General features: G+C 58.5%; 14 protein-coding genes. 4 read left to right on the top strand and 10 right to left on the bottom strand.

Translation table 11 applies throughout. The features are described 5' to 3' along the window. Positions 1-9: 9 nt before the first annotated feature. From GHO25_RS10745 to ppsA, 4 genes are all read right to left on the bottom strand, one after another. Positions 10-1005 carry a zinc transporter ZntB gene (locus GHO25_RS10745; protein ID WP_048386838.1) on the bottom strand — a complete coding sequence of 332 codons (996 nt, stop codon included), beginning with the start codon at positions 1003-1005 and terminating at the stop codon, positions 10-12. A 41-nt stretch (positions 1006-1046) separates the two neighbouring features. Further along, on the bottom strand, positions 1047-1538 hold the full coding sequence (gene rraA, locus GHO25_RS10740; RefSeq protein ID WP_048369829.1) for a ribonuclease E activity regulator RraA: 492 nt from the start codon (positions 1536-1538) through the stop codon (positions 1047-1049). 220 nt (positions 1539-1758) lie between these two features. Beyond that, positions 1759-2712 carry an alpha/beta fold hydrolase gene (locus GHO25_RS10735; protein WP_153390763.1) on the bottom strand — a complete coding sequence of 318 codons (954 nt, stop codon included), beginning with the start codon at positions 2710-2712 and terminating at the stop codon, positions 1759-1761. A gap of 102 nt (positions 2713-2814) precedes the next feature. Then, positions 2815-5190, bottom strand: coding sequence for a phosphoenolpyruvate synthase (gene ppsA / locus GHO25_RS10730; RefSeq protein ID WP_048369825.1), 2376 nt, complete (start codon positions 5188-5190; stop codon positions 2815-2817). Between the two features lie 178 nt (positions 5191-5368). On the opposite strand from ppsA, the gene GHO25_RS10725 reads away from it, so the two are divergent. Then, on the top strand, positions 5369-6187 hold the full coding sequence (locus GHO25_RS10725; RefSeq protein ID WP_048386835.1) for a pyruvate, water dikinase regulatory protein: 819 nt from the start codon (positions 5369-5371) through the stop codon (positions 6185-6187). Positions 6188-6277: 90 nt separating this feature from the next. Here the strand turns inward: GHO25_RS10725 and prpD are convergent, their stop codons facing one another. From prpD to GHO25_RS10695, 6 genes are all read right to left on the bottom strand, one after another. After that, entirely contained in the window at positions 6278-7762 is a 1485-nt protein-coding gene (gene prpD, locus GHO25_RS10720) for a 2-methylcitrate dehydratase (protein ID WP_153390762.1), read from the bottom strand. Positions 7763-7928: 166 nt separating this feature from the next. Then, complete coding sequence (gene prpF, locus GHO25_RS10715; RefSeq protein ID WP_153390761.1) at positions 7929-9113, bottom strand: 2-methylaconitate cis-trans isomerase PrpF; 1185 nt, start codon at positions 9111-9113, stop codon at positions 7929-7931. A 100-nt stretch (positions 9114-9213) separates the two neighbouring features. Continuing rightward, on the bottom strand, positions 9214-11805 hold the full coding sequence (gene acnD / locus GHO25_RS10710; protein ID WP_048386830.1) for a Fe/S-dependent 2-methylisocitrate dehydratase AcnD: 2592 nt from the start codon (positions 11803-11805) through the stop codon (positions 9214-9216). A gap of 171 nt (positions 11806-11976) precedes the next feature. Then, positions 11977-13104, bottom strand: coding sequence for a 2-methylcitrate synthase (prpC, locus tag GHO25_RS10705; RefSeq protein WP_048369818.1), 1128 nt, complete (start codon positions 13102-13104; stop codon positions 11977-11979). 146 nt (positions 13105-13250) lie between these two features. Next, entirely contained in the window at positions 13251-14138 is an 888-nt protein-coding gene (prpB, locus tag GHO25_RS10700) for a methylisocitrate lyase (RefSeq protein ID WP_048369817.1), read from the bottom strand. Continuing rightward, positions 14135-14857: a GntR family transcriptional regulator gene (locus tag GHO25_RS10695; protein ID WP_123751888.1), complete on the bottom strand. Its 723-nt coding sequence runs from the start codon at positions 14855-14857 to the stop codon at positions 14135-14137. The genes prpB and GHO25_RS10695 overlap by 4 nt, the downstream gene beginning before the upstream one ends. A gap of 281 nt (positions 14858-15138) precedes the next feature. On the opposite strand from GHO25_RS10695, the gene GHO25_RS10690 reads away from it, so the two are divergent. Genes GHO25_RS10690 through GHO25_RS10680 form a run of 3 tightly spaced genes read left to right on the top strand, consistent with a single transcriptional unit; the run spans position 15139 to position 18196 of the window. Beyond that, a complete protein-coding gene (locus GHO25_RS10690; protein WP_048369813.1) occupies positions 15139-15675 on the top strand; it encodes an ATP-dependent zinc protease in 537 nt (178 codons plus the stop codon). 5 nt (positions 15676-15680) lie between these two features. Beyond that, on the top strand, positions 15681-17213 hold the full coding sequence (locus GHO25_RS10685) for an inactive transglutaminase family protein (RefSeq protein ID WP_048369811.1): 1533 nt from the start codon (positions 15681-15683) through the stop codon (positions 17211-17213). Further along, positions 17213-18196: an alpha-L-glutamate ligase-like protein gene (locus tag GHO25_RS10680; protein WP_153333378.1), complete on the top strand. Its 984-nt coding sequence runs from the start codon at positions 17213-17215 to the stop codon at positions 18194-18196. Before GHO25_RS10685 ends, GHO25_RS10680 begins: the two co-directional genes overlap by 1 nt. The last annotated feature ends 79 nt before the right edge of the window (positions 18197-18275 follow it).

Below are 18275 nucleotides of genomic sequence, written 5' to 3'. Positions count from 1 at the left end.
CGCGCCCGTTCAAAGCCACTGCAAACGTCGATAAAACCACCACTGCACGACGGCAATCACCACCATCAGGCTGCAAACCACGGGAAAACCCCAGGGATTATTAGAGAACGGCACGCCGCCCACATTGATCCCGAGCAAGCCCGTGAGAAATGTAATCGGTAAAAAGATCCCGGTGATCACCCCGAAGCGGTACATGATGCGGCTCATGCGCTCGCTCATGCGCCGGTCTACGGCTTCAAGCACCAGCCCCACGCGCTCTCGCGTGAGTTCGAGCTCTTCCAGGTAACGCGTCAGGCTGTTGTTGAGCTCGTTCCAGTAATCGAGCACATCACTGCTGAACCACGGGATTTTTGTTCGCGCGAGCTGCCCGAAAATGTCCCGTTGTGGCGCCAGAAAACGACGCAAACCAGCGGCTCTTCGACGGATCGGCAAAATAGCACCGTGTTCCGGCGTATACCGTTCGTCGGCATCTATCTTATCTTCTTCGTCATCGACGATTTCGGACAGGTCGCCGATCAAGTCCTGGACCTTCAGCGTCAGGTTTTGAGCCAGATACAAGATCAATTCGGCGGGATCTTTCGGGCCATCGCCTTGCTCAAAATCACTGAGCATTTCATCAATGGCACGCAACCTTCGCAAACGCAGTGAGATAACCCGCTGCGAACTGCCAAAGATGCGCAGCGAAACCATGTCTTCCGGCTCAGCGCCCGGATTGAGGTTAACCCCGCGCAAAAACAGCAACAGTTCGTTGTTGGGCAAGGTCAGCAGACGGGGACGGGTGTTTTCTTCGAGCAGCAAATCACAACTGAAATCGCTCAAACCACTGGAACCGCGCAACCAGGTCTGGGCTTGCGGGTGACTGCGATCCCAGTGCAACCAAAGGCTTTCATGACTTTGCAGTTCTAGCGTGTCCAGCTCAGTACGCGGGATATGGCGAGCACCGCCCTTACCGTCCAGCACCAGGGCGTACACCAGCCCCCACTGTGCGTTGTCTTCCTCTTGCATCCGTGGTCCTTGTGATTAGAGCGGTGAGCTTTTGCCCTGAATCATGTCGGCATTTTCAGAGCTGAGGGCGAAATAATAACGCCATTGTTATCGGCATAAATGAATTCTCCGGGACGGAACGTGACACCCGCAAAGGTCACCGCCACGTTCAAATCGCCAATACCGCGCTTGTCAGTCTTCATCGGGTGGCTCGCCAGCGCCTGAACGCCCAGGTTTGTTTGTGCAATCACGTCGACGTCACGGATGCAGCCGTAAATCACCAAACCTTCCCAGCCATTTTTAGCGGCCTTTTCAGCCAGCATGTCGCCCAGCAACGCCCGGCGCAGGGAACCGCCGCCATCCACCACCAGCACTTTGCCATGCCCCTTGAGTTCAACCTGCTCTTTGACCAGCGAGTTGTCTTCAAAGCACTTGATGGTCACGATCTCACCACCAAAGGAATCACGCCCGCCAAAGTTGCTGAACAGGGGGTCCAGCACTTGCACCAGCTCTGGATAGGCATCGCACAAGTCGGGGGTAAGGTAGTGATTCATGAACTAGCTCCTGTTAAAGGTGGGCGCAGCAAGATGAAAAACGGCAGCACTACTGTTATAGACGTTCTGACGAGCGCTGGCGTTAAACATGCCGCGCACTCGCCAATGAGAACTCATTAGCTAACCGGCCACAAAATATGACCAGAAACACCACAAGCGTCATATAGTAGCCGCAACCACTACCCGCCGAAACCCCCTCCCCCTTGCCGAGCGGTTTCAATCAACGCATCTCAGCGTGGGTCAGCCAGTTCAGCACCCGTGGCCACACCTCTTGCTGAGCCGCCGGGCTCACCAGCATGTCGACATGATTAAAGTCAGAGCTGAACCCCTGCTCGCGTCCCAGGCACACAAACTGGCGCTGCGCGGCGCCCAGTTGGTCATACAGTTTGCGGCAAGCCCACTCCGGTGTTTGTCGGTCGCCCTCCGCGGCAACCACCAGCACCGGCAGTTCAACCTGTGCCAAGCCGGCCCACCAATCGCGATCCGCGTCTTTAAAACGGCCCATAAAGCCATTCCAGCGCAGGGTTTCGAGTGCGATGCTGACCGGTTCATCTTCAGGGCCACGTTTGAGACGGGTGCCTGACAACTGCGCAAATCGCTTCAACAACAGGTAAGCGCCCCACTGCACCGGCGGGATTTTCAGCGACCAGTAGCGGCGATTGATCTGACAGCCAAAAAACGCCGCCGAGGCCACGTCGGCCGCCTGCAGATACTCACCGCCCAGGGCCGCCGCCAGGCTGATAGCGCCTTGTGAATGGCCGATCCAATGCGGCGTTTGCCCGCTTTGCTCACGCACAAACGCACCAATGGCTGGCAAATCGTAGCGGGCGTAATCCGCCACCCGATTTTTGGCCCAGTGAATATTGCGCGACGACAAGCCATGGCCACGCATTTCAGGCAGCCACACATCAATGCCGGCCCGGGCCAAAAAGGCCCCCAGCCCGACACCTTTGGGCGAATACCAGAAGCGTCGATTGGAAAAACTGCCGTGCAACAAAATGACCGGCACACCCCGCACCTGGCCCGCATCGGCCATGCCCAGACGGGTCACCACCAACTCCACGGAAATATCCGGGCTGTTGGCGGGCTTCAAGCGATAAACGTCTTCGCTCAGATCACCCCGACGCTCAGCGCTGATCAGGGCAACGGGAAATAAATGGCTGCTGCTTTGCATAATGCTCTTGCACAAAAAAGGGCGAATCCGAACACGAACTCGCCCTAACACGTATAGAGAGCAAGGCAACCCATGGGTTGCCCTGCCCCTTCTCTCAACGACTCAAGCTTGCGCTTGGCCTTCAGCCAGGAAGAACCAGGTTTCCAGTACGGTGTCCGGGTTCAACGACACGCTTTCAATGCCTTGCTCCATCAGCCACAGCGCCAGATCCGGGTGATCGGATGGGCCCTGACCGCAAATACCGATGTATTTGCCAGCCTTGTTGCACGCCTGAATAGCGTTGGACAGCAGCTTTTTAACGGCCGGGTTACGCTCGTCAAACAAGTGAGCGATCACGCCGGAGTCACGGTCCAGGCCCAGGGTCAACTGAGTCAGGTCGTTGGAACCGATCGAGAAACCGTCGAAGAACTCAAGGAACTCTTCAGCCAGAATCGCGTTGGATGGCAGCTCGCACATCATGATGATGCGCAGGCCGTTTTCGCCACGCTTGAGGCCGTTTTCAGCCAGCAAGTCGATCACCTGGCTCGCTTCGCCCAGGGTGCGTACGAACGGCACCATGATTTCGACGTTGGTAAAGCCCATGTCGTTGCGCACGCGCTTGAGGGCACGGCACTCGAGCTCGAAGCAATCGCGGAAGTTTTCGCTGATGTAACGCGAAGCACCACGGAAGCCCAGCATCGGGTTTTCTTCTTCCGGCTCGTACAGTTTGCCGCCGATCAGGTTGGCGTATTCGTTGGACTTGAAGTCCGACAGACGCACGATCACTTTTTTCGGGGTAAACGCGCCAGCCAGGGTGCTGATACCTTCAACCAGTTTGTCGACGTAGAAATCAACCGGGTCGCTGTAACCCGCGATGCGCTTGTCGACGCTGTCTTTGATTTCTTGCGGCAAACCGTCGTAGTTCAGCAGTGCCTTTGGGTGCACGCCGATCATACGGTTGATGATGAACTCCAGACGGGCCAGGCCCACACCGGCGTTCGGCAGTTGTGCGAAGTCAAACGCACGGTCCGGGTTACCCACGTTCATCATGATTTTGAACGGCAGTTCCGGCATGGCATCGACGGAGTTTTTCTTGATGTCGAAGCCCAGCTCACCTTCGAAGATGAAACCGGTATCGCCTTCAGCACACGAAACCGTCACGCCCTGGCCGTCTTTGAGCAACTGAGTGGCGTTGCCGCAACCGACGACCGCCGGGATACCCAGCTCACGCGCGATGATCGCGGCGTGGCAGGTACGGCCACCGCGGTTGGTAACGATAGCGCTGGCGCGCTTCATGACCGGTTCCCAGTCCGGGTCAGTCATGTCCGACACCAACACGTCGCCCGGCTGGACTTTGTCCATCTCGGAGACGTCTTTAATGATGCGAACCTTGCCCGCGCCGATGCGCTGGCCAATGGCGCGACCTTCAACCAGCACAGTGCCGGTTTCTTTGAGCAGGTAACGCTCCATCACGTTGGCCTGGGTGCGGCTCTTCACGGTTTCAGGACGGGCCTGAACAATGTACAGCTTGCCGTCGTCGCCATCTTTGGCCCACTCGATGTCCATCGGGCACTTGTAGTGCTTCTCGATGATCATCGCTTGCTTGGCCAGTTCGTTGATTTCAGCGTCGCTCAGGCAGAAACGCTCGCGGTCCGCCTTCTCTACGTCGATGACCTTGACCGATTTACCGGCCTTGGCTTCGTCGCCGTAGATCATTTTGATCGCTTTGCTACCCAGGTTGCGGCGCAGGATCGCAGGGCGACCGGCTTCCAGGGTTGGTTTGTGAACGTAGAATTCGTCCGGGTTGACCGCGCCTTGTACGACGGTTTCGCCCAGGCCGTAGGCGCCGGTGATGAACACCACATCACGGAAGCCCGACTCGGTGTCCAGGGTGAACATCACGCCTGCGGTGCCGGTTTCGGAACGCACCATGCGCTGTACGCCAGCCGACAGGGCCACCAGCTTGTGGTCAAAACCTTGGTGCACGCGGTAAGAAATCGCACGGTCGTTGAACAGGGAAGCGAACACTTCCTTGGCCGCACGAATCACGTTTTCAACGCCACGGATGTTCAGGAAGGTTTCTTGCTGACCAGCAAAGGAGGCGTCCGGCAAGTCTTCGGCGGTGGCCGAAGAACGTACGGCAACGGCCATGTCCGGGTTGCCTTGCGAGAGGGTCGCAAACGCAGCACGGATTTCAGCGTTGAGTTTCTCAGGGAACTCGGCTTCCATGATCCATTGACGGATCTGGGCGCCGGTCTTGGCCAGGGCGTTGACGTCATCAACATCCAGCGCGTCCAACGCTGCATGGATCTGATCGTTCAAGCCGCTCAGCTCAAGAAAATCACGGTATGCCTGGGAAGTCGTCGCAAAACCACCGGGAACCGATACACCAGCGCCTGCAAGGTTGCTGATCATCTCGCCGAGGGATGCGTTCTTGCCCCCCACATGCTCCACATCATGGACGCCGAGCTTATCGAGGGAAACTACGTACTCTACCAAGGTGATCTCTCCACTAACTGTGTTGGAAAAGCTCAGGGTGCCGGACACTCCGTCTATGGAGTCTCTCGGCGATTGTGGCCTGGACCTGGAAAATAAGTGACACTGCCTGCCATTGCGGGCGACAAAATCGCGCCTATCATATCCAAGAAACGTCACCAGCTTAAGGCCCAAGGCGCAAATGAAACGATCTGCTTTCTTTATATCCGACGGCACCGGCATCACAGCCGAAACCCTCGGCCAGAGTTTGTTGGCGCAATTCGAAAACGTGACCTTCAGCAAATTCACACGCCCTTATATAGATAGCGTGGAAAAAGCGCGGGCAATGGTACAACAAATCGACAACGCCGCCGAAAAAGACGGTGTTCGCCCGATAATCTTCGACACTATCGTCAATCAGGATATTCGCGAAGTCCTCGCCACCGCCAATGGCTTCATGATCGACATTTTTTCCAGTTTCCTGGCGCCCCTGGAGCAGGAACTAGCGGAACATTCCTCCTACTCAGTGGGTAAATCCCACTCAATTGGCCATAACTCCAACTATATGGAGCGTATCGAGGCGGTGAACTTTGCCCTCGACAACGACGACGGCGCGCGCACACACAAATACGACAAGGCCGACCTGATTCTGGTAGGTGTGTCGCGTTGCGGTAAAACCCCGACCTGCCTGTACATGGCCATGCAATTCGGCATTCGGGCGGCCAACTACCCGTTGACCGAAGACGACATGGAAAGCCTGAAGCTGCCCGCGGCCTTGCGCGCGCACAAGCACAAACTGTTCGGCCTGACCATCGACCCGGATCGCCTCACCGCCATTCGCAACGAGCGCAAGCCCAACAGCCGATACTCCAGCTACGCCCAGTGCGAATTTGAAGTGCGCGAAGTCGAAAGCCTGTTCCAGCGCGAAAACATCCCGCACATCAACTCCACCCATTTCTCGGTAGAAGAAATCTCGGCCAAGATCCTGGTCGAAAAAGGCGTGGAGCGACGTTTTAAATAACCCCACCGCCTTGTAGGAGCGAGCTTGCCTCGCGATCTTTTAAACCATCAAAAGATCGCGAGACAAGCTCGCTCCTACAGGGGATTGGGTTTAAATCACCAGCAAATCAATAAATGCATGAACCGGCGTTGCTTCAAGCTTCGCCTGGTCTTTGCACAGTTCAAAAATCTGCTTGCAGCGTTGGCCGACAAAGCGCGTGGCCAGGTTGGCCTTGAACTTGTCTTCCAGCAACGGAATGCCTTCAGCCCGGCGCCGACGATGGCCGATCGGGTACTCCACCACTACTTGCTCGGTGTGGGTGCCGTCCTTGAAAAACACCTGAATGGCGTTGGCAATCGAACGCTTGTCGGCCTCCAGGTATTCACGGGTGTAGCGTGGCTCTTCGACAATGACCATCTTCTCGCGCAGCTCATCAATGATCGGATGCGCAGCGTGGAAGTCGTCTTCGTACTGTTCCGCCACCAGATTGCCAAATGCCAGCGGCACGGCAGTCATGTATTGAATGCAGTGATCTCGATCCGCCGCATTGGCCAACTGGCCTTGCTTGGAAATGATCCGGATCGCGGATTCGTGGGTGGTGATCACGATTTTGTCGATCTCATGCAAGCGATCTTTCACCTGCGGGTGCAAGGTCACGGCCGCTTCGCACGCCGTCTGCGCATGGAACTCAGCCGGAAAACTGATCTTGAACAGCACGTTTTCCATCACATAGGTGCCATAAGGCTGTGACAGGCTGAATTGGCGCTGCCCTTCAGGCTTAAGCGCCAGGTCCTTGTTGGTGTGGCTGAACAGCACGTCGTAAAAGCCCCACTGCGGCGCCGTCAGCACGCCCGGGATACCCATTTCACCGCGCAGCGCGATATCCGCCAGGCGCACGCCGCGACTCGACGCATCCCCCGCCGCCCACGACTTGCGCGAGCCGGCGTTGGGCGCATGGCGGTAGGTACGCAAGGCCTGACCATCGACAAACGCATGGGACAACGCCGCCAGCAACTGCTCGCGATCAGCGCCCATCAGCTTGGCGCAGACCGCCGTCGACGCAACTTTCACCAGCAGCACATGGTCAAGGCCGACGCGATTAAAGGAGTTTTCCAGGGCAATGACGCCTTGAATCTCATGCGCCATGATCATCGCCTCCAGCACCGCACGCACGGTCAAAGGCGCTTCGCCATTGGCCACACGCTTTTGCGAGAGGTGGTCGGCCACCGCCAGAATACCGCCCAGGTTATCCGAAGGATGCCCCCACTCCGCCGCCAGCCATGTGTCGTTGTAATCCAGCCAACGGACGATACAGCCGATGTCCCATGCAGCCTTGACCGGGTCCAGGCGAAACGACGTACCGGGCACGCGTGCGCCGAACGGCACCACCGTACCTTCGACAATCGGGCCCAGGTGTTTGGTGCATTCCGGAAAACGCAGTGCCAGCAGGCCGCAGCCCAAAGTGTCCATCAGGCAGTTACGGGCGGTGTTCAGGGCTTCTGGGGAAGTGATGCGGTAAGTCAGGACGTAGTCGGCAATGTCCTGCAAGACCTTGTCATAGTCGGGACGGTTGTTGAGGTCGACGTTGGCGCTCATGTGGAGTGACTCCAAGTGGGTGAATGAGTGTCGTGTTCCATCCTCAGGGTCAGGCTGGCAGGTCTGAATGCCCGCTCTACATACCAGTTGTAGGAGCGAGCTTGCCTCGCGATCTGTTGGGTAGTTAAGAGATCGCGAGACAAGCTCGCTCCTACAGGTTTTTATTTCAAATCGGGGGCACCCGCACCCAACCTTCCATCAAGACCCGCGCGCTGCGGCTCATGATGGCTTTGGTCACGGTCCATTCGCCGTCAACTTGCTGCGCTTGTGCGCCCACCCGCAGGGTGCCCGACGGATGGCCGAAGCGCACGGCGCTGCGCAATTCACCACCCGCGGCCAGGTTGACCAGGGTGCCCGGAATGGCGGCTGCCGTGCCAATCGCTACCGCAGCAGTGCCCATCATGGCGTGGTGCAGTTTGCCCATCGACAAGGCACGCACCAGCAAATCAATGCTGTTCGCGCTTACCGGCTTACCGCTGGACGACAGGTAATCCGCAGGCTTGGCCACAAACGCCACTTTGGGTGTGTGCTGGCGTTTGGCTGCATCGTCGAGGTTATCGATCAGGCCCATGCGTAACGCACCGTAGGCACGAATGGTTTCGAACAGCGCCAGCGCTTTCGCATCCGCGTTGATGTCGTTCTGCAGTTCCGTGCCGGTGTAACCAATGTCGTGGGCATTGATGAAAATGGTCGGGATGCCGGCATTGATCATCGTGACTTTAAGGGTGCCAACGCCCGGCACTTCCAAGTCGTCCACCAGGTTGCCGGTGGGGAACATCGAACCACCCGCGCCCTCTTCTTCTGCCGCCGGGTTGAGGAACTCAAGCTGAACCTCTGCCGCCGGAAAAGTCACGCCATCCAGTTCAAAGTCGCCAGTTTCCTGGACCGCGCCGTCAGTGATAGGCACGTGGGCAATAATGGTTTTGCTGATGTTGGCTTGCCAGATGCGCACCACCGCCGTGCCGTTGCGCGGAATACGGCTCGGGTCGACCAGACCGCTGCTGATGGCGAACGAACCGACCGCCGCCGACAGGTTGCCGCAGTTGCCGCTCCAGTCGACAAAAGGCTTGTCGATCGACACCTGACCAAACAGGTAATCGACGTCATGGTCAGCGTGCAGGCTTTTGCTGACGATCACGGTTTTGCTGGTGCTGGACGTGGCGGCGCCCATGCCGTCGATTTGCTTCTCATACGGGTCCGGGCTGCCGATCACCCGCAGCAACAACGCATCACGGGCCGCCCCCGGCACCTGAGCCACGTCAGGCAAGTCGAGCAGGCTGAAAAACACCCCTTTACTGGTACCGCCCCGCATATACGTCGCCGGGATTTTGATTTGCGCTGCAAAAGCCATGAATAGAATCCTGTCATGTCCTCTGTAGGAGCGAGCTCGCCTCGCGATCTTTTTAGAAGATCAAAAGATCGCGAGGCGAGCTCGCTCCTACAGGAAGTGGTTAAGCGGTTGCCGACTCCAGGAAGTCCTGGGCAAAGCGCTGCAACACGCCGCCCGCTTCGTAGATCGACACTTCTTCAGCCGTGTCCAGGCGGCAAGTCACAGGCACCTCGACACGCTCGCCATTTTTACGGGTAATCACCAGCGTCAGCGTGGCACGCGGGGTGCGCTCGCCAATCACGTCGTAGGTTTCACTGCCGTCGATCTGCAAGGTTTTGCGGTTGGTGCCCGGCATGAACTCCAGCGGCAACACGCCCATGCCCACCAAGTTGGTGCGGTGAATGCGCTCAAACCCTTCGGCGGCAATCGCCTCCACACCCGCCAGCCGTACGCCCTTGGCTGCCCAGTCACGGGACGAACCCTGGCCATAGTCGGCGCCGGCAATAATGATCAGCGGCTGCTTGCGATCCATGTAGGTTTCAATCGCTTCCCACATGCGCATCACCTGGCCTTCCGGCTCAAGGCGAGTCAATGAACCCTGCTTGACCTTGCCGTCCTCGATGACCATTTCGTTGAACAGTTTCGGGTTGGCAAAGGTCGCGCGCTGAGCAGTCAGGTGGTCGCCACGGTGGGTGGCATAGGAGTTGAAGTCGACTTCCGGCAAGCCCATTTTCGCCAGGTATTCACCGGCGGCGCTGTCGAGCATGATCGCGTTGGACGGCGACAAATGGTCGGTGGTTATGTTGTCCGGCAGCACGGCCAGCGGGCGCATGCCCTTGAGCGGACGCGCACCGGCCAGCGCCCCTTCCCAGTACGGCGGGCGGCGGATATAGGTGCTTTGCGGGCGCCAGTCGTACAGCGGCTCGACTTTCGGGCCGGTGTCTTCGTGAATGGCGAACATCGGAATGTACACCTGGCGGAACTGCTCCGGTTTCACCGAAGCCTTGACCACTGCGTCGATTTCTTCGTCCGTCGGCCAGATGTCTTTCAGGCGGATTTCATTGCCCTGAGCGTCCAGGCCCAGCACGTCTTTTTCGATGTCAAAACGAATGGTCCCGGCAATCGCATAAGCCACCACCAGCGGCGGCGAGGCCAGAAACGCCTGCTTGGCGTACGGGTGAATACGCCCGTCAAAGTTACGGTTCCCCGACAGCACGGCCGTGGCGTAGAGGTCACGGTCGATGATTTCTTGCTGAATCACCGGGTCCAGCGCCCCGGACATGCCGTTGCACGTGGTGCAGGCAAACGCCACAACGCCAAAGCCCAGTTGCTCCAGCTCGTCAGTCAGCCCCGCTTCATCCAGGTACAGCGCCACGGTTTTCGAGCCCGGCGCCAGCGACGATTTAACCCACGGTTTGCGGGTCAGCCCCAATTTGTTGGCGTTGCGGGCCAGCAAACCGGCGGCAATCACGTTGCGCGGGTTGCTGGTGTTGGTGCAACTGGTGATCGCAGCGATGATCACCGCGCCATCGGGCATTTGCCCCGGCACTTCATCCCACTGCCCGGCGATGCCTTTGCTCGCCAGATCGCTGGTGGCCACCCGCGCATGCGGGTTGCTTGGGCCAGCCATGTTGCGCACCACCGACGACAGGTCAAAGCTCAGATTGCGCTCGTACTGCGCGCCCTTGAGGCTGTCGGCCCACAGACCGTTGACCTTGGCGTAGTGCTCCACCAACTGCACTTGCTGGTCTTCGCGGCCAGTCAGTTTGAGGTAATCAATGGTTTGTTGGTCAATGTAGAACATCGCCGCCGTGGCGCCGTATTCCGGGGCCATGTTGGAAATAGTCGCGCGGTCGCCCAGGGTCAGCGCCGCAGCGCCTTCGCCATAGAACTCCAGCCAGGCGCCGACCACTTTTTGCTTGCGCAGGAACTCGGTCAGCGCCAGCACCATGTCGGTGGCGGTGATGCCCGGTTGCAGCTTGCCGGTCAGCTCAACGCCGACGATTTCTGGCAGGCGCATCCACGAGGCTCGACCGAGCATCACGCTTTCGGCTTCGAGGCCGCCGACGCCGATGGCAATCACGCCTAGCGAGTCGACGTGCGGGGTGTGGCTGTCGGTGCCGACGCAAGTGTCGGGGAAGGCTACGCCATCACGCACCTGAATCACCGGAGACATTTTCTCCAGGTTGATCTGGTGCATGATGCCGTTGCCCGGCGGGATCACGTCGACGTTTTTAAAGGCTTTTTTGGTCCACTCGATAAAGTGGAAACGGTCTTCGTTGCGGCGGTCTTCGATGGCGCGGTTCTTTTCAAACGCCTCGGGGTCATAACCGCCACATTCCACGGCCAGCGAGTGGTCGACAATCAGTTGGGTCGGCACCACCGGGTTGACTTGCGCCGGGTCGCCGCCTTGTTGGGCGATGGCATCACGCAGGCCTGCGAGGTCAACCAGAGCGGTTTGGCCAAGGATGTCATGGCACACCACACGCGCCGGGAACCACGGAAAATCGAGGTCGCGCTTGCGCTCGATCAACTGGCTCAGGGAGGCATTTAACGTGGCCGGATCGCAACGCCGCACCAGGTTTTCGGCCAGCACGCGCGCGGTATAAGGCAGTGTGTCGTAGGCACCGGGGGTGATCGCATCGACCGCCGCACGGGTGTCGAAGTAATCCAGCCGGGTGCCCGGCAGCGTTTTACGAAATTCAGTATTCATGGTGCGGGACTCGATCACGGTAATGACAAAAAAGAGTGACGGCGCAGCGCTCATGTGGGAGCGGGCTTGCTCGCGAAAGCATCGACACGGTCTTGCTGAAAGACCGAGGTAGCCGAATCGCGAGCAAGCCCGCTCCCACATTTAGTCAACAGCGGCCGTCAACTCCCTCATTCAGCGACGCTCGATTGGCACGAACTTGCGCTGTTCAACGCCGATGTACTCGGCGCTTGGACGGATGATGCGGTTGTTGGCGCGCTGTTCGAACACGTGTGCAGCCCAGCCGGTCAGGCGCGAGCAGACAAAGATCGGGGTGAACAGCTTGGTCGGGATGCCCATGAAGTGGTACGCCGAGGCATGGTAGAAGTCGGCGTTGGGGAACAGTTTCTTTTGCTCCCACATGGTTTTGTCGATGGCTTCGGACACCGGGAACAGCACGGTATCGCCCACTTCTTCAGCCAGCTTTTTCGACCAGCCCTTAATCACCTCGTTACGCGGATCGCTGTCTTTGTAGATCGCGTGACCAAAGCCCATGATCTTGTCTTTGCGCGCCAGCATGCCGAGGGTGCCCTCGACGGCGTCTTCGGCCGAGGCAAAGCGCTCGATCATTTCCATGGCCGCTTCGTTGGCGCCGCCGTGCAGCGGGCCGCGCAGCGAGCCGATGGCCGCAGTGATGCACGAATACAGATCGGACAGCGTCGATGCACAGACACGGGCGGTGAAGGTTGAGGCGTTGAACTCGTGTTCTGCATAGAGGATCAGCGACACGTTCATCACTTTGACGTGCAACTCGCTCGGCTTTTTGCCATGCAGCAGGTGCAGGAAGTGACCGCCAATCGACGCTTCATCGCTCACGCACTCGATGCGCTTGGCGTCGTGGCTGAAGCGGTACCAGTAGCACATGATCGCCGGGAAGGCGGCCAGCAGGCGGTTGGTCTTGTCCAGTTGCTCGGAGAAGTCTTTCTCCGGTTCCAGATTGCCCAGGAACGAGCAACCGGTGCGCATCACGTCCATCGGGTGGGCGTCTGCGGGGATGCGTTCCAGCACTTCTTTCAAGGCTTGCGGCAAGTCGCGCAGGGTTTTCAGCTTGGCGGTGTAGTCAGCCAGCTGGGTTTTAGTCGGCAGTTCGCCGTACAGCAGCAGGTAAGCCACTTCTTCGAACTGGGCATCGGCTGCCAGCTCACGCACGTCATAACCCCGATAAGTGAGGCCGGCGCCTTCCTGACCGACCGTCGACAGGGCTGTTTGCCCGGCCACCTGGCCACGTAATCCGGCACCGCTCAATACTTTTGCTTCGGCCATTGCGCTCTCCAATCTTGAATTTGTTAGGGATTCGGCAAGTCTTTGTACATACCTCTGTGGGAGCGGGCTTGCTCGCGATTCAAGCAACACGGTTTGCCTGAATCATTGCGCAGAACCCATCGCGAGCAAGCCCGCTCCCACACGTGTTATTTCTTCGCTGCAAACAGCGCGTCGAGCTTCTGCTCGAATTCGTGGTAGTTGATGGCGTCGTACAGCTCCATGCGGGTTTGCATGGTGTCGATCACATTTTGCTGGGTACCGTCGCGGCGGATGGCGCCGTACACGTTCTCTGCTGCCTTGTTCATCGCCCGGAACGCCGACAGCGGGTACAGCACCAGCGATACATCAACGCTAGCCAATTGCTCGGTGGTGTACAGCGGCGTTGCGCCGAACTCGGTGATGTTGGCCAGAATCGGCGCCTTGACCCGGTCGGCAAACAGTTTGTACATCTCAAGCTCGGTGATGGCTTCCGGGAAGACCATGTCGGCACCGGCTTCAACACATGCCGCCGCACGTTCAAGCGCCGACTCCAGGCCCTCGACCGCCAGCGCATCGGTGCGCGCCATGATCACGAAGCTGTCATCGGTGCGCGCATCCACCGCGGCTTTAATACGGTCGATCATTTCTTGTTGCGAAACGATCTCTTTGTTCGGGCGATGACCGCAACGCTTGGCGCCGACCTGGTCTTCGATGTGAATGGCCGCAGCGCCAAACTTGATCATCGACTTGACCGTGCGCGAAACGTTGAAGAACGACGAGCCAAAGCCCGTGTCCACGTCTACCAGCAGCGGCAGGTCGCACACGTCAGTGATACGGCGCACGTCGGTCAGCACGTCGTCCAGGCCGGTAATGCCCAGGTCAGGCACGCCCAGCGAACCCGCAGCGACACCGCCACCCGACAGGTAAATCGCCTTGAAACCGGCACGTTTGGCCAGCAGTGCGTGGTTGGCGTTGATCGCACCGACGACTTGCAACGGGTGTTCGCTGGCGACTGCATCACGGAAACGCTGGCCTGGACTGTTTTTATTGCTCATGACTCACCTCGTGGAGTGGCTGTCTGCTGGGCGCTGTCTTGGTAGTGACGCGCGATATTGCGTTTGGAAGCGCCGATGTGGCGGCGCATCAACAACTCGGCCAGTTCGCCGTCGCGATCGGCAATGGCATCGAGAATCCGGTGGTGCTCGGCAAACGCCTGGTGCGGGCGGTTGGGGGTGGCGGAAAACTGGATGCGATACATGCGCACCAATTGATACAACTCACCGCAGAGCATCTGGGTCAGCGTGCGATTGCCGCTGCCTTGAATAATCTTGTAATGAAAATCAAAGTCGCCTTCTTGCTGGTAGTACCCGACACCCGCCTGAAACGCCTCATCGCGCTCATGGGTTTCGAGCACCTGGCGCAACTCGGCGATGTCTTCATCGCTCATGCGCTCGGCCGCCAAACGGCAGGCCATGCCTTCAAGGGATTCACGGATTTCGTAGAGTTCGATCAGCTCGGCATGGCTCAACGAGACCACGCGGGCGCCAACATGCGGGACGCGCACCAGCAAACGCTGGCCTTCAAGCCGATGAATCGCCTCACGCAAGGGGCCGCGGCTGATGCCGTAGGTGCGCGCCAGTTCAGGCTCGGAGATCTTGCTGCCCGGGGCGATTTCGCCTTTGACAATGGCCGCCTGAATGCGTCGAAAGACGTTCTCGGACAAGGTTTCCGAGTCATCCTGGGCAACCAGGGACGGCTCCAGTGCTTGCTGCATATTGTCGACACCTTCGAAATCAATAGCGCCAAAACTAGCCATTTAAGCGCTATCAGTCAAAGGATAAATATGGATTGTCGACAATCGTCGAATAAGACCTTGGTGTAATCGACATCACATACCGCCCGCGCAGACGGCGCGAACGCTGGCGCCATAAAACCATCATGTTAGAATGCCCGCCGCATCCGCCCTGCCCCCATCCATCGGGCAGCCGCACGAGGAAACTTGCATCGTTGCCAGTCGCCTTGAACTGAAGATTGCAAGAGATCACGCCTCAATTTATGAAATTCATCACCCTCTTCACCTTTCTATGTCTGCTGTCCCTGCCGGGCCTGAGCCTTGGCGGCGAAAAAACCGTGTACGGCCTGAATGAATACGCCGAACTGGCAGGCATAGACCTGCTGGTTGCAGCCAAACTCGACACCGGCGCCAAAACCGCCTCGCTGAGCGCCCGCGACATCAAACGTTTTAAACGTGACGGTGAAAGCTGGGTGCGCTTTTACCTGGCCATCGACGACGCCCACAGCCACCCCATCGAACGCCCGCTGGCCCGTGTGAGCAAGATCAAACGCCGCTCGGGTGACTACGACCCGCAGGCCGACAAGAACTACACCTCGCGCCCGGTCATCAGCCTGGAAATTTGTATGGGCAAGGCTTTACGCACCATCGAAGTGAACTTGACCGACCGAAGTGCGTTCCAATACCCGCTGTTGATTGGCTCCGAAGCGCTTAAACGCTTTGATGCGCTGGTCGACCCCAGTCTTAAATACGCTGCTGGCAAACCTGCCTGCGTCGCTAACGCTCAAATCGCAGAGTAATTGAAATGCGCGCTCTTACCCTTCACCTGAAAATCTTGATCACCATTCTGTTGGTGTTGGGCGTTTCAATTACCGCCTACCAGATTTTCGTCATCGGCATCCCTGTGACCGAAGACGCGACCGACGACCTGTGGAACATCGACGCCAAAGTCGAGTTCGTGGCCAACGCCAAAGACCCGGTCAAAATCCAGATGTTCGTCCCGCCGCTTAACCGCGATTACGTCAGCCTCAATGAAAGCTTTATCTCGAACAACTACGGGGTAAGCGTCAACCGCGTCGACGGCAACCGCAAGGTCACCTGGTCGGCACGCCGGGTCAGCGGCAAGCAAACCCTTTACTACCGCCTGGTCCTGACCAAGCGCTATTCGGGTGACAAAACCAAGGTCAAAGGCCCGGTATTCCGCGACAGCATCGCCGTCGACGGCCCGGAGAAAATCGCCGCCGAAGCCCTGCTCGCACCGATTCGCCAGCACTCTGCCGACGTCGAAACCTTTATCAGCGAAACCATCAAGCGGGTGAACAACCTCAATGATGACAACGTCAAGTTGCTGCTGGCAGGCGATCCGTCGACCCCGCACAAAGCCCAGATCATTGAATTGCTGCTGTCGATTGCCCACGTCCCGATGGAGCGCGTGCACACCATCCGCCTGGTCGCCGATCAACCGCAAAACCCGGAACTGTGGCTGCGCAGCTTCAACGGCAACGACTGGCTGTACTTCAACCCGGAATCGGGCGAGCAAGGCCTGCCGTCTGACCGCCTGCTCTGGTGGATCGGCGACGAGCCGCTGGTGACGATGGATGGCGGCAAAAAAGCCAACGTGACGTTCAGCCTCAACAACAGCGAAATGAACGCCATTCGCCTGGCCAAACTGACCGACGAGAACACCGACGCCAACTTCCTCGAGTACTCGCTATACGGCTTGCCGCTGCAAACCCAGCAGACCTTCATGATCATGGTGATGATCCCGATTGGCGTACTGGTGATTCTGGTCCTGCGCAACCTGATCGGCCTGCAAACACTCGGCACCTTTACCCCGGTATTGATCGCCCTGGCGTTCCGCGAAACCCAACTGGAGTTCGGCATCATCCTGTTTACGGTGATAACGGCGCTCGGGTTAATGCTGCGTTCCTATCTGGAACATCTGAAGTTGCAGATGCTGCCCAGGTTGTCGGTGGTGCTGACGTTCGTAGTAATCCTGATCGCTGCCATCAGCCTGTTCAGCCATAAACTGGGCCTTGAACGCGGGCTGTCGGTGGCACTGTTCCCGATGGTGATTCTGACCATGACCATCGAGCGCCTGTCAATCACCTGGGAAGAGCGTGGCGGCGGCCATGCCATGAAAGTCGCCATCGGCACCCTGTTCGCCGCCACCCTGGCCTACCTGGTGATGAGCGTGCCTGAGCTGGTGTACTTCGTGTTCACCTTCCCGGCCGTGCTGCTGATTCTGGTGGCATTCATGCTGGCCATGGGTCGCTATCGCGGCTACCGCCTGACCGAGCTGGTGCGTTTCAAAGCGTTCTTGAAGGCTGACTCCTGATGTTTGGCTTCTGGAAGACCTGGAAGGCCCTGGAAGCCAAGGGCATCATGGGCATCAATCGGCGCAATGCGGACTACGTACTCAAGTACAACAAACGCAGCCTGTACCCGATTGTGGATGACAAGATCATCACCAAAGAGCGCGCCATTGCCGCCGGCATTGATGTGCCGGAGTTGTACGGGGTGATCTCCACCGAGAAAGAAATCGAGAAGCTCGATGACATCATCGGTGGCCGCTCGGACTTCGTGATCAAGCCCGCGCAAGGCGCGGGCGGCGATGGCATTTTGGTGATTGCTGACCGCTTCGAAGACCGCTTTCGCACCGTGTCGGGCAAGATCATCAGCCACGAAGAAATCGAACATCAGATTTCCAGCATCCTCACCGGCCTGTATTCCCTGGGCGGGCACCGCGACCGGGCACTGATCGAGTACCGCGTCACGCCTGACCAGATCTTCAAAAGCATCAGCTATGAAGGCGTGCCGGACATACGCATCATTGTGCTGATGGGCTACCCGGTAATGGCCATGCTGCGCTTGCCGACCCGCCAATCGGGCGGAAAGGCCAACCTGCACCAGGGCGCCATCGGTGTGGGTGTCGACCTGGCAACCGGCCTGACCCTGCGCGGCACGTGGCTGAACAGCATCATCAGCAAGCACCCGGACACCACCAATGCGGTGGACGGCGTGCAACTGCCCAACTGGGACGGCTTCATGAAGCTGGCCGCCGGTTGCTATGAGCTATGCGGCCTGGGCTATATCGGCGTCGACATGGTGCTCGACCAGGACAAAGGCCCGTTGATTCTGGAACTCAATGCCCGACCGGGGCTGAACATCCAGATCGCCAACAACTGCGGCCTGACCCTGCGCACCCACGCCGTGGAAGCCCACCTCGCCGAACTGGCAGAAAAAGGCATTCAAGAGACACCCGAAGAGCGCGTGCGCTTTACCCAAGAGCTGTTCGGGCATATTCACCAGAGCGAATAACCTGTAATTACATGGACTCGCCCAAGCCGAGGCGTCTGTGCGCCACGGTGGCATTCTATTAGAAGCCAACGACAGCGAG

The sequence above is a fragment of the Pseudomonas sp. FSL R10-1350 genome (genome assembly GCF_009600525.1).
GTDB lineage: Bacteria > Pseudomonadota > Gammaproteobacteria > Pseudomonadales > Pseudomonadaceae > Aquipseudomonas > Aquipseudomonas helleri.
The sequence above is the reverse complement of the archived record's forward strand: the minus strand, read 5'-3'. Positions and strand labels throughout refer to the sequence as shown.